Below are 12,873 nucleotides of genomic sequence, written 5' to 3'. Positions count from 1 at the left end.
TTGCACCTAGTGCGACCGCGGCAACTCGACCCGGAACGTGGCCCCTTCGCCGGGACGGGTGTCGACGGTGACTGTGCCGTCGTGCGCGGCGACGAGTGCCGCAACGATGGACAACCCCAGCCCGCTGCCCCCGCTCTCACGGGTACGCGAGGCATCGGCGCGATAGAAGCGTTCGAACACCCGAGCCGCATCTTCCTCGCTGAGGCCGGGACCGGTGTCGGCGATCTCCAAAATCACCGATTCCTCGGTAGGGCACAGGCGTACGACGACGTCGACTGTCGCGGGCGTGTGTTTGATCGCGTTGGTGAGCAGATTACCCACGACCTGCCGCAGCCGGGCCTCGTCCCCCGGCACTTCCAGGGTGCCGGTCCCGGAGCGGACGTCGAGTTCGATGGACCGTTCGGGGGCAACGGCACGGGCACCGTGGACGGCGTCGGCGGTGATCGACAACAGATCGACGGGCCGGTTCTCGAGCGGTCGCTGGCCGTCGAGGCGGGCGAGCATGAGCAGGTCTTCGACCAGCAGGCCCATCCGGGACGCCTCTCCTTCGATGCGGCTCATCAGAGTTTCGGTGTCGGTCATCGCACCCTGCCGGTACAGTTCGGCGAACCCGCGGATCGTGGTCAGCGGTGTGCGGAGTTCGTGACTGGCATCAGCGACGAACCGGCGCATCCTCTCCTCGGAGCGCTTGGCGGATTCCCCGGACGCCTCTGTGGCAGCGAACGCCTGCTGGATCTGGGACAGCATCCCGTTCAGTGCCGCTGACAGACGGCCGATCTCGGTGCGGTCGTCGCGGGCGGGGACGCGCCGGTGCAGGTCGCCCGACGCGATGGCCGCAGCGGTCTCCTCCACCTCGACGAGTGGGCGGAGGCTGAGCCGGACCACGAAGTACGCGACGACACCTGCGACGATCAGCACGATCACGCCGACAACCAACTGGAGCACAACGAGCTTGTCCACGGTTTGATCTCTCGCGGTCAGCGCAATCGCAATGGTGGTCTGTGTACCGTCCGGGCCGGTGGTGGTCAGCGCACGCCAGCGCACGTCGGAACTGTCGACGGAACCCACCGTCACCGGGACGTTCCCGAGATCGGCTGGCAGGGCAGGCGACGCCGATTCGTCGTTGATCTCGCGCGCCACGGTGCCGTTCGGCAGCACTGTGCGCACGTAGAAAGGGCTCGGGGGCCGGTCCGAGTCGGGTTGGGCGCGCACCACCTGCGGTCGCACGGCAAATGACTTCGCCCACCCCTGCGCTGCATCCTGTAGTTGGTGATCGAGGCGGCTAGTGAGGGAATTATCGAGCGCTGTCGTCACCGCCGCTCCCGACGCCAGTAGACCCAGCGCGGTCACCAGCAGGACCGCGCCGACAAGGGTGATCCGCAATGGCAGCGCCCGGATACCACGACGCGACCGCGAACCCTCGACCGGCGCAGGCACCTCCGCCGGCGGACCATGCTCGACGGGGGCAGTCATCTCGGTTCGCGCATGACGTAACCTACGCCCCGGAGGGTGTGGATCAGCGGCGTCTCGCCGGTGTCGACCTTTCGCCGCAGGTAGGACACGTACGACTCGACCACGCCGACCTCGCCACCGAAGTCGTAGCTCCAGACGTGGTCGAGGATGCGGGGCTTGCTCAGCACGGTGCCCGCGTTGACCATGAAGTACCGGAGGAGTGTGAACTCGGTGGGCGACAGCGACACCGGGTCGCCGGACTTCCACACTTCGCGAGTGTCGTCATCGAGTTCGATATCGGCAAACTTGATACGCGAGGACCGCTCATCCTCCGACAGCTTGCCCGCGCGGCGCAGGATCACCCGCAGACGCGTGACGACTTCTTCTAGGCTGAAGGGCTTGGTCACGTAGTCGTCGGCACCGAGCGTGAGGCCACTGATCTTGTCCTCCACCGCGTCCTTGGCGGTGAGGAACAGCACCGGTGCGTCGACCCCGTCTGCGCGTAGTCGCTTGAGCAGCCCGAATCCATCCATGCCCGGCATCATCACGTCGAGGATCACGGCGTCCGGCTGAAACCTGCGAGCGGTGTCCAGCCCTTCTGCGCCGGTCGGTGCGCTGGCGACCTCAAAACCCTGGAATCGCAAGCTCACCGACAACAGCTCGACGATATTGGGTTCGTCGTCCACGATGAGGACACGAGCTTCGACAGGCTTCCCATTCACGGCCACCATCGTCACTCAGAATGCTGCGCACTCGCTGACAGCTCCCTGGGAGGTTCCTGTGAACCACAACAATCTCCTGTCCGCGGCGGCGAGGCTATCTTTGGACACCCTCGGATCGGTTGGGTAGCATTTGGGTCGTCGATACGACATCCGGACGAGCGCACCGTACCCGGCCAGCGACAAGACGGTGCACGGGAGCTCGTCATGGCGTGGATCGTGTTAGTACTGTCGGGAATCTTGGAGGCCGTCTGGGCCACTGCCCTCGGCCGATCTGAAGGTTTCTCCAAACTCGGACCCAGCGTCCTCTTCGGTGTCGCGTTAATTTTCAGCATGGCAGGTCTGGCATATGCGATGCGGGATCTACCTATCGGAACGTCCTATGCAGTCTGGGTGGGAATCGGCGCAACGTTGACCGTTGGATACGCGATGTTGACGGGCAGCGAAAGTTCATCGCTGATGAAAATCCTGCTGATCGTGGGCATCGTCGGATGTGTCGTCGGCCTGAAGGTTCTGCACTGACCTGTTGCTGTCGAGACCGTCCGGCAGTAGCCGGCAAGAAGGCATATGTTTCGCATGATATGTATTTCGCATGATACGAACCGTCGCCACACTCTTGGCCCCTGCCGCTCTCCTGCTCGGGGCATGCAGTTCCGAATCGGACACCCACGACACCGAGAGCGTGGCGAGTGCCACCACCGAGGCAAGCGAAGCTTCGTCAGCTGATCTTCCCACGGTGGCAGACCTGTGCAACGGCCTGCTGCGGTACGCGAGCAGTGCGGAGGATCGGGCGCAGCAGAACGGCGAGACATTCGACCGCACAGCGACCCTCGACGACCTCTTCGAAGAGTCTGCCGAGACCCAGGAATGGAAGGATGCTTCACAGGAACGCAGGGATCAGATGATCAAGGCCTACAGCGCCGCCGAGACAGGCGCCTGCTGACAGCCACTCCTCGCTCGCACATCCCCTCTGCGATGATGCTCTCGCGATCCGTTCGACCCACTGAACAGATTCTCGGTGCGGGCCCCTCTGCCGAAAGGCGGCTCGCCCAGGACCTCGGGGGCAAGAATGTTCCAGTACGCGACATCGGCGAGATCCTCGGTGTCACGTTTCAGCGTGCGAGCCAGCTCGTAAACTCATAGACCCATTTCACCCCCCTCAGAGTAGGACACCCATGACATCTGTTCCAGTCGACGCCGACACACGTATCGCGCACATCACCCTGCCCGATTCGACCACAGCCTGGGAGATCACCGGCTACAACACTGTTCGGCACCTCCTGGCCGATCAGCGGTTGTCACTGAACCGGAAGAACTCCACCACCGGCTATCAAGGGCTTTCGTTGCCCGCCGCACTCGATGCGAACCTGCTGAACATGGACCCACCAGAACACGGCCGTATCCGAAAACTGGTAGCCGCAGCATTCACCGCACGCAGAACCGAAACCCTCGAGCCACACATCCGCTCCACGTGCAAAGAACTTCTTGCCGCATTGCCGGGCCAAGCTGACGAGCACGGCGTCGTCGACCTGATTCCAGCATTCACGAGCGTGATTCCATGTCTCGCGATTGCCGACCTGTTGGGTGTACCCGCCGAAGACACGGAGGACTTCTCCGGCTGGACAACGACATTGGTGAACAACGCCGCAGCTGACCCGGAATCCGTCAAGCGGGCTGCCGGCGCGATCGTCCTCTACCTGATGAAGTTGATTGCCACGAAACGCAGCCACCCCCAGGACGATCTGATCAGCGACCTGATTGCCGCACGCGATAATCGCGACGCGCTGACAGATGACGAGCTACTGTCGCTGGCGTTCCTGCTCCTCGGCGCGGGGTACGAGAATGCCGCGAATCTGCTCACCAACACGTTGCATGCCGTACTCACTTCCATGGATCTCGCAGCCGAGATCACCGAATCCCTCACCCGCACCGGCACAATCAGCGACCCGCTCCGAGAGAACATTATTCGTCTCTACGACGGAGTGAAGCATGCAATACGCCGCTTCCCCACCACCGATATCGCGGTCGGTGACACGATCATCCCCTCTGGCAGCACGATACTTCTGGCCACACGCGAAACCAACGCCGGAGCTCAGCAGCACTTGAGCTTCGGGCACGGAATTCATTACTGCATCGGAGCTTCCCTAGCGCGAATGGAGCTCACCATCGCACTCGAAGAGTTCCTCACCACGTACCCGAACACGCGACTCGCCCCCGACCGGGAGATCAGTTTGCGGCCGTCCACCCGCGTCCACGCACCTGACACCCTGCCCGCCGTGCTGAGTTGACGCGCCTACTCCCGCACATTCGAGGGCGACCCGGAGCTGGACAAAGGACCGGAGGTAAGAGACTGCTTCAAGCGAGGCGGAATTGGAACTCGCCAAACGCATGGAATTCGGAAACCAAGAGGCGCGCAGTCCCGCCACCATCGAGTGGGGCACCGGACGGTAGCGGGGTCAGCGTCGGGTAGCCCGTCAGACCAGCAGGTCGGGCTGCTGACGGATAAGGCTCTCGTAGATCGGCTGAAAGTTGAGCCAGCCCATGTACGGGGTGCCGAAGTGGTGGCGGGTGTGCCGCGCTGCGTCCGGTGCGACCGGCTTGGGCGGCGTTGCCGATGCCTCGATCAACAGCTGCACCCGGCAGGCGTGCTCGAGGGCAATGAACCACCAGGCCGCCTCGTCGATGCTGTGCGTTCCGGCCGAGAACAGCCCGTGGTTCTGGTGGACGACGGCCTTGTTGTTGCCGAACTTCGAACCGACAGCCTTGCCCGCGTCAACTTCGACGACGATCGCGCCGGCTTCCTCCTCGATGACAGTGTGATTCTCAAAAAACACACAGGCATCTTGGGTGTTCGGCGGTAGCAGTCGCCCCATGGCAGCCCAGGCTGCCCCGTGAACCGTGTGGGCATGGCACGAAGCCACGATGTCGGGATTGGCCTCATGTATTGCCGGCCGAAGCAGCGCCTTCACATCATCTGAGTACCTCGTACGAGCGGTTGTCAATGCCTCACCACCGACTGACCTGCGATTTCATCTGAGTCCAGCCGATCACCGAACCGGACACAGTCCCTACGAAAACGACACGGCCGCCGCAACCTCCCACATCGAGAGTGTTGCGACGACCGCGTGAACCCGCGATGCGCGGGTGGGGCCGTTTAAGAGAGAGCCCCCCGTCAGGATTGAACTGTTTTCGACCCCCTGGTACAGAGGGTGTTACTTCGCTGACCTGGCACTTATCGGTGCGGTTTGGCACCGCTTGGCACCGTTTGGCCGTCGAATGTGGGCAAAATGTGGGCAGAGCAGGGAAGTCTTCCCACATCCGAGGCAACGCTGCGTTCTGCTGTTATGCTCACGAACGTCAACGACGTTTCTAGGCGGCAAGCGGCTCATCGGCAACGGGCTGGAGAATACGCCGTGGGGGGATCACTACCTGTCGCCTGGCACCTACCAAACAGAAGAGCCTGCCTCGGATTGCTACTGGGAGCGCTCCGACGCCAACGGAAACATCATCGACAACAACTTCGTCACCCTCGCACCGTCAGTGACAGTCACAATCGCACCAACCGACAGTGGATTCACCGCTAGTGGCTGCGGCACTTGGAAATTGGTGGAGTAAGAACACGCATCTATCGGTACGAGCGCGGCGATACCACCTCACAACCCTGACTGTATCGATCTTCGGTCATGATCCGGCCTCGATGTGAATGGGCGCAGGTGTCGCGGCCTCTGGTGTGTCGCCGACAATGGCGTGGCCGATGCGGATGAGCACGTGGCCGGTGATGCTGGTGATCGCGTCGATCGGGTTCACGGCCGCCTCCTGACTAGGTTGATCCGCCGGGTAGTTGCGCCACGCGCACAGCGAATTTCGGTGCACGCGGATTCGGTCAATCGAACCGAAAGAAAGTGTCTAACTGATTGACTAGAAAGTGTCTATTCAATAGACTAATATCATGATCGCAGAGCAGCCCGCCAAGAAGATTCAGAAGCAACTCCGCGCCGCCGGGTTCACCCCGGGGCGCAAGTCCGGAAGCCACACCTTCTGGACAGGTCCGAACGGCGTATCGATTTCGGTGCCCGACGGACACCGCACCATCTCCCCCGGAGTGGTCCGGAAGATCGACAAGGCCATCGCTGCCAGCAAGCAGTGACCGACCGCCGGGGCTGGCAACAGCCCCGGCGCAACCCCAGTGCTACACCAGCAGTGAACAACGGCGAACAGGACGCAACCATGAAGATCTACGCAGTCGACGTGACCCGAGAAGGCAAGTGGTGGATGGTGTCGATCCCCGAACTCGACGGATTGACACAAGCCCGCCGCTTCAGTGAGGCCGAATTGATGGCTCGTGAGTTCATCGCGGTCGATACCGGAACACCCATCGCCGATGTCGCAGTCTCGGTCAGCGTCGCGGTCGGCGCCATCAGCGACGCCGGCGCCCGCGCCGACGAGATCCGCCGTGAGCGCGAGCAGGCCGCCGAACTCGAAGCACGGGTACTCGCGGAGTCGAAGCGACTTGCACACGACCTCGCCGCCCAGCAGGTGCCCGTGCGTGACATCGGCGAGCTACTCGGCGTCACGTTTCAACGCGCAAGCCAGCTCGTGAACTCGTAACCCCCGTATCCGCCCTGCGATCATCGGACGAGCCCCACTGCCTTCTGGTAGCGGGGCTCGTGTCGTTCGACCGGAGCTGATGCGCGTTGGTGTCGATGTGTCGCGCTCGCGGCGGCCGCTTCCCTGAGGGTGCGGCGGCGGCAAGCAGGCGGGGTTGCATCGGGAATCCAGGCGCGCCCCTGGATGGGGGGTCTCACCGGCGGCGCCGAACGGATTCTTCCGGTGAGACGACTGAGCCACATGGCCCGAGGGACACGTGTGGCGAAGGACCCACTATGGCAAGTTCACCGCCAGTACTGCGGTCTTGGTGTCGCTTTCGGCCGCGTGTCTTTCGACCGCCACTCCCGCTCATCCCACCAAGTGTGGCTAACGTTCTCTGCGACCTTCTCGATGTGCTCCATCAACCCACGCCTTGGGCCGATACCATTCGCAGCCATGGCCACCGATAGCTCGAACTCGCGGTGCCACCCGGTCTCGGCGTTCATGGCGCCGTGTTCTACCGCGAGCAGCGTCATCTGGTGGGTATGAACGCGGCCGGGCAGGCAGGTTCGAAGCGAAGCCGATCTTGACGAACCGCCGGTAATTGTTTGTAGTGGCTGGCCGGCCCGTGCACGATCGACCCGGTAGTTCACCGCGGACCGCCGCCGGGTCATCTCAACGAACCGAATGACGCCGCCACCCTCACAGTCGGGTGGCGGCGTCATTCGGCTACAGCATCATTCGTCTCTACGGTGCAGGTGTCAGCTGAACGCGCTGCCCGCGCCCGAGCCGCTGCCGGTCAACGAACCGAAGTCCAGGCACAACGATCCGGTGCACTGGTCGATGCCGATCACCGACACCGAACCGTCATCTTGGTTGGTGACGTAGACGCGGGTTCCGTCTGGGGTGATCGCCACCCCTTCCGGGTTGATTCCGACCGGGACGGTGTCGATGACGGTGTTGGTGACGGTGCCGATCACCGACACCGTGCCGTCGCCAGCGGTGGCGACGTAGGCGCGGGTTCCGTCCGGGGTGATCGCCACCCCTTGCAGGCTGATTCCGACCGGGACGGTGTCGATGACGGTGTTGGTGACGGTGCCGATCACCGACACCGTGCCGGCGCCACTGTTGGTGACGTAGGCGTGGGACCCGTCCAGGGTGATCGCCACCCCGAACGGGTTGGCCCCGACGAGGACGGTGTCGACCTCGGTGTTGGTGACGGTCTCGATCACCGACACCGTGCCGTCGCCAGCGTTGGTGACGTAGGCGTGGGTTCCATCGGGGGTGATCGCCACCCCGATCGGTTGGAACCCGACCATGACGGTGTCGTCGACCGTGTTGGTGGCGGTGTCGATCACCGACACCGTGCCGTCATTGAAGTTGGTGACGTAGGCGTGGGTTCCATCGGGGGTGATCGCCACCCCGAACGGTTTGGCCCCGACGAGGACGGTGTCGATGACGGTGTCCGCTGCCGCAGCCGATACCCCCATCCCGGCCATACCGAGGACCATCGCAAAAGTGGCTGTCAACCCGAGTACCAGACGTCGGCTGCGTCCCCTGACCGTGGGGTACCCGCGAAAACCAGTGAGGTGATTCACATTTTTCTCCTGTCGCAGAGGAACAAAACGGATCAACCGTGCAGTGGCACAACCGGTGGTCGGATCCGACCATCAGCCCATCGGAGGCTAACAGCCAGATTCTGATCTCGACGCAGAATCCGTCGGAGCCCTCACGGCCACACGAGGCCGCACTAGGCATGATCGGACACTCGGACCTGTGGAGTTGACCGACCGAAGCTGATGCGCGTTGTTACCGATGTGTCGCGCTCGCGGCGGACGCTTCCCTGAGGGTGCGTCGGCGGCAAGCAGGCGGGGGGTTACATCGGGAATCCAGGCGCGCCCCTGGACGGGAAGGTCTCACCGGCGGCGCCGAACAGGACTTGCCGGTGAGACGACTGAGCCACACGGTCCGAGGGACACGTGTGGCGCAGAATCGACTCCAGCAGATTTCACTGTCAGTATCGCGGTTCGGGTTTCGCTTTCGGTCGCGTGTCTTTCCGCCGCCATCCCCGCTCATCCCACAGGGTGCGGCTACCGTTCTGCGTGACCTTCGTGATGTGCTCCATCAACCACGGCTTGGACCGATACCATCCGCGGCCATAGGCATGGATAGCTCGAACTCGCGATGCCACCCGGTCTCGACGTTCCCGGTGTGGCAGCTCGCCGACCCGGCTGACGTGATCACCTGCCCCACGCCTGCGGGTCTGCAACTCGTGAGCAAAGAAAATGGCCCCTCACTCTGCTCCGATGCAGGTGGGGGCCTTTTCCGTTGGAGCCTCCTGTCAGGATTGAACTGACGACCGCTCGCTTACAAGGCGAGTGCTCTACCACTGAGCTAAGGAGGCGGACATGCGCGCCCATCATATCCATAGCGAAAACTTCGCGGAACTTCGCCCATTATTGGATAGCGTTGGAGCCATGAGCACCTCGGAAATCGCCACTGTCCTCGCCTGGCACGACGCCCTCAACGCCGGTGACATCGACACTCTGCTGTCGGTGTCCAGCGACGACATCGAGATGGGTGGCCCGACAGGCGCCAGCCAGGGCCTGCCCGCGCTGCGGGAATGGGCGTCGACAGCAGGTATTACGTTGATTCCGAAGCGGATGTATTACTACGACGGCGTTCTGGTGGTCGAGCAGGAAGCCACGTCAACCACGAATCCTGCGGAACCGAGTACTGTGGCGTCTGCATTTCGTGTCGTCCATGATCAGGTGATTTCCACGTTTCGCCACGAGACCCTCGAGCTTGCACTCTCCAGTACCGATTTGACAGAGAAAGACCTTGTCTCCGACGCGTAATATGGCCAAACTCACAGAATCATTCCAGCGAATCACAGGCGACAGACGCGCCACCGTCGATGTGGTCTCCGCTGCACCGTCTCCGCTTCAGCCCATCGATCTCACCGATGACGCTGTGGTCACCGAAGTACTCGACCTCGCCGTCCGTATCGGTGAGGTGCTTCTCGCGTCAGGCACCGGCGCGACGGACACCGCCGAGCAGGTGCAGTACATTGCCGCTACCTATGGCCTTGCCCAGTGTGATGTAGATGTCACATACAACTCTATCGTGCTGTCCGCGTATCGCGGGCCGACGCTTCCCCCGGCGAGCACCATGCGGATCGTGCACTACCGGTCGATGGACTTCACCCGACTCGCGGCCGTCGACCGACTCACAAGACGGATCCGCCGGGAAGCCGTCACTCCGAGGGAGGCGCACGAGTCCCTCACCGCGGTGACGACCGCGCCGCACCCGTACAACCGGTGGACCGCGACGCTCGCCTGGTCATCCATGGCTGCGTCGATCTCCGTGTTGGTGGGTGGTGGCGTGCTGGTCGCGTCCGTCGCCTTCCTCACGACGATGGTGATCTACCGGGTCAACCGCGTCCTCAACCGCGTTGGTCTGCCGTTCTTCTTCCAACAGGTTGTAGGCGGTCTCGTCGCAGCCACCCCTGCCGCGACGCTGTATACGTTCCAGGATCAACTGGGTGTGCAGATCACACCCTCGCAGATCATCGCGGCCGGCGTCGTGGTGCTGCTGTCCGGGTTGTCGCTGGTCGGCTCCGTACAGGACGCCATCACCGGCGCACCGATCACCGCGGTGGCCAGGTTCTTCGAGGTTGTCATGATGACCGGCGGCATCATCGCCGGCGTGGCCATCTCGCTGCGTCTGACCGGCGTCCTCGGCTCGACGCTGCCGCCCGTCAACGTGGAGGTCACGGAACTCGCGCGGTTGCCCGTCTTGGTGATGTCAGGCGCCTTCGCTGCGATGTTCTATGCGCTGGCCTGTTACGCCGAGAAACGTGCACTCACGGCCGCGTGGATCGGTGGCGCCGTCGGCGCTCTGGTCTTCATGGTGACGCAATGGTTCGGTGTCGGCCCGGTCATCGGCTCCGCAATAGCCGCAACCGTAGTCGGATTCGCCGGTGGCCTGATGGCCCGCCGTGCGCTGACGCCGCCTCTCGTAGTCGCGGTAGCCGGAATCATGCCGCTACTGCCAGGGCTCTCTCTGTACCGGGGTCTGTACTCCCTGCTCAACGACCAAATGTTGGTCGGGCTCAGCGAGTTGCTGGCTGCGTTCGGTATCGGCTGCGCACTCGCGGCCGGTGTCTCGCTCGGCGAATGGATCGCCCGGACCATGCGGAAACCGCGCATGTTGCGTCGCGTGGACGACATCCGCCGTCCTGTTTTCACGGCGCGCCGACGAAAACCGCTCGAAGCAGAGAAGGCGGTCTGACACAGACATTGCGGCCCTGCCGTCATCCGACGGAAACGACCGCCGGTGTCTACCGACGGTCGTCCCAACAACATCGACGCCGAGGCGCGCCGAAAAGCTCAGCTCTTGTCGATCTCAGTTCTTTTCGACGCTGTGTCTCCCGTCGGACTTTTCGTCGGCCTCCATGGCCTCACGCAGGCTCTTCGGCCGCATATCGGTCCAGTTCTTCTCCACGTACTCGAGGCATGCCGCCCGGCTTTCTTCCCCGAAAACCACACGCCAGCCTGCTGGCACCTCAGAGAACGTGGGCCACAGAGAGTGCTGGTCCTCGTCGTTCACCAGCACGTAGAAGCGGCCTTCTTCGTCATCGAATGGATTGGTGCTCATCTCGCCTCGCTTGTCGCATACGTGTCTTTTGCATTCACAGTAGCAAGCGTGCCGTCGCGCCCACGCCGTCTTATGACAGATGTAACGATCTCTCCTGCCCGCACGGAAACGTTCGACAGGAGCGACGACGTGATTCCGTGCGTTTTTTCCGTCCCTCCCTGCATATAGATTCCCGCTGTGACGTCAGATGAAACCGCCAATCGGTAGTCGCGGTCCACGGTCTGTGGAGGGTGAGTCTTCGGCGCCAGGTCACCGAGAAGAGGTTCGAGTGGCGCGGGAGTGAACCCGGTAGCCAGAATCAGCGCATCACATGTGAGCGTATCGGTGAGGCCGTCGAGCGCGCTGTGCACGGCCACCTCGATTCCGTCCGAAGTTTCCTCGGCAGCTACGACCTCCGAGGCACGGCGCATGAACAGACGACGATGTCCGCGCACCCGTTCCTGATATTCGGTCGCGTAGATCTCGTTGATGAGTTCGATGTCGACCACCGAATAGTTAGTGCTCCTGTGAGTATCGAGCAATCGCAGGCGCTCGCCCTCGGGCGCGCCGTGCAGATCGTCAACGGCCTGCGGGTCGAAGATGCGGTTCGCATAGGGACTGTCGTCGGCCGGGCTGTAGCCGTAACGCGAGAAGACGTTGTGGACTTCAGCTTCGGGATAGTTGGTGTGCAGGTACTGCACGATCTCCGCGGCGCTCTGCCCCGCACCGAGGACGACGAACCGCTGATGAACCGGGGCCGGCATCTCGCCGACACGAAAGAGGAACTGATGGTTGTGGAAACAGCGCGCAGAGAGAGTGGCCCACTCCGGAATCCGTTCCCGAAGACCCAGGCCCATCACCACGTTGCGCGTGGTAACCGTGGCACCGTCGGCCGCCCTGACCTCGAGTCGGTCGACGACCCCGTCCTCACCCCGGATTTCGCGGATCGCCTCCACTGCAGTGCCGTACTGTACATCGGCTTCTACTCGCCGGGCCGCCCACTGCAGGTAGTCGTTGAACTCATGGCGCGTCGGGAAGAAGGTTTGGTGATTGACGAAATCGACCAGACGTCCCTGCTCGAAGAGGTAGTTGAAGAAAGTGAATGCACTACGCGGATTGCGGAACGTCACCAGGTCTTTAGGGAAGGCGATCTGCATCGTCGCACCGTCGAGCAGCATTCCGGGATGCCACTCGAACCGGTCCCGCGCCTCGAAGAATTGTGCGTTGATTCGCTCGTTCTCCGCACACGTGGCGTTATGTTCCTCGATGGCAATGGCCAGCGCGAGATTCGCGGGCCCGAACCCGACACCCACGACATCTCGCACTGGGAGATGATCGGTACCGACACTGTCCGTCGATTCACTCATTTGCTCGTCATCCGTCCTCGACGCCGCGCCGCACCCGACGCAGCCACCGTCCGCTCAAACCTAGCGAAGCCTATCCTTATTTGTAGAACAGTACCAAGCTGTCTCAGCTT

Annotated in this window: 15 protein-coding genes, 1 tRNA gene and 1 riboswitch; of the genes, 8 read left to right on the top strand and 8 right to left on the bottom strand. The window is 62.8% G+C overall.

What is annotated here, in order from left to right; translation table 11 throughout:
• Nucleotides 1–6: 6 nt before the first annotated feature.
• Nucleotides 7–1,473: a sensor histidine kinase gene (locus RM2_RS01315; protein WP_084721582.1), complete on the bottom strand. Its 1,467-nt coding sequence runs from the start codon at nt 1,471–1,473 to the stop codon at nt 7–9.
• On the bottom strand, nt 1,470–2,183 hold the full coding sequence (locus tag RM2_RS01310) for a response regulator transcription factor (protein ID WP_072687028.1): 714 nt from the start codon (nt 2,181–2,183) through the stop codon (nt 1,470–1,472). Before RM2_RS01310 ends, RM2_RS01315 begins: the two co-directional genes overlap by 4 nt.
• 120 nt (nt 2,184–2,303) lie before the next feature.
• Nucleotides 2,304–2,368: riboswitch (guanidine-III (ykkC-III) riboswitch) on the top strand.
• 10 nt (nt 2,369–2,378) lie between these two features.
• Here RM2_RS01310 and RM2_RS01305 point away from each other — a divergent pair.
• The 3 genes from RM2_RS01305 to RM2_RS01295 all read left to right on the top strand — a co-directional run bounded on the left by RM2_RS01305 (nt 2,379) and on the right by RM2_RS01295 (nt 4,459).
• Nucleotides 2,379–2,693: a DMT family transporter gene (locus tag RM2_RS01305; protein ID WP_072687027.1), complete on the top strand. Its 315-nt coding sequence runs from the start codon at nt 2,379–2,381 to the stop codon at nt 2,691–2,693.
• A 70-nt stretch (nt 2,694–2,763) separates the two neighbouring features.
• Complete coding sequence (locus tag RM2_RS01300) at nt 2,764–3,114, top strand: hypothetical protein (protein WP_072687026.1); 351 nt, start codon at nt 2,764–2,766, stop codon at nt 3,112–3,114.
• A 232-nt stretch (nt 3,115–3,346) separates the two neighbouring features.
• On the top strand, nt 3,347–4,459 hold the full coding sequence (locus RM2_RS01295) for a cytochrome P450 (RefSeq protein ID WP_072687025.1): 1,113 nt from the start codon (nt 3,347–3,349) through the stop codon (nt 4,457–4,459).
• A 186-nt stretch (nt 4,460–4,645) separates the two neighbouring features.
• Here the strand turns inward: RM2_RS01295 and RM2_RS01290 are convergent, their stop codons facing one another.
• Nucleotides 4,646–5,140 (bottom strand): class II aldolase/adducin family protein, encoded by a 495-nt coding sequence (locus tag RM2_RS01290; protein WP_072687024.1) that lies wholly within the window; start codon nt 5,138–5,140, stop codon nt 4,646–4,648.
• Nucleotides 5,141–5,447: 307 nt separating this feature from the next.
• Between RM2_RS01290 and RM2_RS26125 the strand changes: the two genes are divergently transcribed.
• Complete coding sequence (locus RM2_RS26125) at nt 5,448–5,786, top strand: Rv1352/Rv1906c domain-containing protein (RefSeq protein ID WP_507762062.1); 339 nt, start codon at nt 5,448–5,450, stop codon at nt 5,784–5,786.
• Between the two features lie 66 nt (nt 5,787–5,852).
• On the opposite strand, the gene RM2_RS25570 is transcribed toward RM2_RS26125, so the two are convergent.
• Nucleotides 5,853–5,978, bottom strand: coding sequence for a hypothetical protein (locus tag RM2_RS25570; RefSeq protein ID WP_281250388.1), 126 nt, complete (start codon nt 5,976–5,978; stop codon nt 5,853–5,855).
• A gap of 142 nt (nt 5,979–6,120) precedes the next feature.
• Here RM2_RS25570 and RM2_RS01280 point away from each other — a divergent pair, with 142 nt between their 5' ends.
• Both RM2_RS01280 and RM2_RS01275 read left to right on the top strand, forming a co-directional pair.
• Nucleotides 6,121–6,318, top strand: a complete 198-nt coding sequence (locus RM2_RS01280; protein WP_072687022.1) for a type II toxin-antitoxin system HicA family toxin — start codon at nt 6,121–6,123, stop codon at nt 6,316–6,318.
• An 80-nt stretch (nt 6,319–6,398) separates the two neighbouring features.
• Complete coding sequence (locus RM2_RS01275; protein ID WP_072687201.1) at nt 6,399–6,779, top strand: HicB family toxin-antitoxin system; 381 nt, start codon at nt 6,399–6,401, stop codon at nt 6,777–6,779.
• A 740-nt stretch (nt 6,780–7,519) separates the two neighbouring features.
• On the opposite strand, the gene RM2_RS01265 is transcribed toward RM2_RS01275, so the two are convergent.
• On the bottom strand, nt 7,520–8,356 hold the full coding sequence (locus tag RM2_RS01265; protein ID WP_245813687.1) for a beta-propeller fold lactonase family protein: 837 nt from the start codon (nt 8,354–8,356) through the stop codon (nt 7,520–7,522).
• 731 nt (nt 8,357–9,087) lie between these two features.
• Nucleotides 9,088–9,162 (bottom strand) — tRNA-Thr (locus RM2_RS01260).
• 73 nt (nt 9,163–9,235) lie between these two features.
• Between RM2_RS01260 and RM2_RS01255 the strand changes: the two genes are divergently transcribed.
• A complete protein-coding gene (locus RM2_RS01255; RefSeq protein ID WP_072687019.1) occupies nt 9,236–9,616 on the top strand; it encodes a nuclear transport factor 2 family protein in 381 nt (126 codons plus the stop codon).
• Nucleotide 9,617: 1 nt separating this feature from the next.
• Nucleotides 9,618–11,051 (top strand): threonine/serine exporter family protein, encoded by a 1,434-nt coding sequence (locus RM2_RS01250; RefSeq protein WP_072687018.1) that lies wholly within the window; start codon nt 9,618–9,620, stop codon nt 11,049–11,051.
• A 114-nt stretch (nt 11,052–11,165) separates the two neighbouring features.
• On the opposite strand, the gene RM2_RS01245 is transcribed toward RM2_RS01250, so the two are convergent.
• Both RM2_RS01245 and RM2_RS01240 read right to left on the bottom strand, forming a co-directional pair.
• A complete protein-coding gene (locus RM2_RS01245; RefSeq protein WP_072687017.1) occupies nt 11,166–11,417 on the bottom strand; it encodes an MbtH family protein in 252 nt (83 codons plus the stop codon).
• A complete protein-coding gene (locus tag RM2_RS01240; RefSeq protein ID WP_072687016.1) occupies nt 11,414–12,763 on the bottom strand; it encodes a lysine N(6)-hydroxylase/L-ornithine N(5)-oxygenase family protein in 1,350 nt (449 codons plus the stop codon). Before RM2_RS01240 ends, RM2_RS01245 begins: the two co-directional genes overlap by 4 nt.
• Nucleotides 12,764–12,873: the final 110 nt, after the last annotated feature.

The organism is Rhodococcus marinonascens NBRC 14363 (assembly GCF_001894885.1).
GTDB lineage: Bacteria > Actinomycetota > Actinomycetes > Mycobacteriales > Mycobacteriaceae > Rhodococcus_F > Rhodococcus_F marinonascens.
Note: the sequence above shows the minus strand (reverse complement) of the source record. Positions and strands in the feature narration are given on the sequence as shown.

What these genes read in the sequence shown, in the direction of transcription:
- RM2_RS01250 (WP_072687018.1), top strand. Translation starts at nt 9,618, where the DNA reads ATGGCCAAACTCACAGAATCATTCCAGCGAATCACAGGCGACAGACGC.
- RM2_RS01255 (WP_072687019.1), top strand. Translation starts at nt 9,236, where the DNA reads ATGAGCACCTCGGAAATCGCCACTGTCCTCGCCTGGCACGACGCCCTC.
- RM2_RS01300 (WP_072687026.1), top strand. Translation starts at nt 2,764, where the DNA reads ATGATACGAACCGTCGCCACACTCTTGGCCCCTGCCGCTCTCCTGCTC.
- RM2_RS26125 (WP_507762062.1), top strand. Translation starts at nt 5,448, where the DNA reads ATGTGGGCAAAATGTGGGCAGAGCAGGGAAGTCTTCCCACATCCGAGG.
- RM2_RS01295 (WP_072687025.1), top strand. Translation starts at nt 3,347, where the DNA reads ATGACATCTGTTCCAGTCGACGCCGACACACGTATCGCGCACATCACC.
- RM2_RS01310 (WP_072687028.1), bottom strand. Translation starts at nt 2,183, where the DNA reads ATGGTGGCCGTGAATGGGAAGCCTGTCGAAGCTCGTGTCCTCATCGTG.
- RM2_RS01305 (WP_072687027.1), top strand. Translation starts at nt 2,379, where the DNA reads ATGGCGTGGATCGTGTTAGTACTGTCGGGAATCTTGGAGGCCGTCTGG.
- RM2_RS01275 (WP_072687201.1), top strand. Translation starts at nt 6,399, where the DNA reads ATGAAGATCTACGCAGTCGACGTGACCCGAGAAGGCAAGTGGTGGATG.
- RM2_RS01280 (WP_072687022.1), top strand. Translation starts at nt 6,121, where the DNA reads ATGATCGCAGAGCAGCCCGCCAAGAAGATTCAGAAGCAACTCCGCGCC.
- RM2_RS01240 (WP_072687016.1), bottom strand. Translation starts at nt 12,763, where the DNA reads ATGAGTGAATCGACGGACAGTGTCGGTACCGATCATCTCCCAGTGCGA.
- RM2_RS01245 (WP_072687017.1), bottom strand. Translation starts at nt 11,417, where the DNA reads ATGAGCACCAATCCATTCGATGACGAAGAAGGCCGCTTCTACGTGCTG.
- RM2_RS01315 (WP_084721582.1), bottom strand. Translation starts at nt 1,473, where the DNA reads ATGACTGCCCCCGTCGAGCATGGTCCGCCGGCGGAGGTGCCTGCGCCG.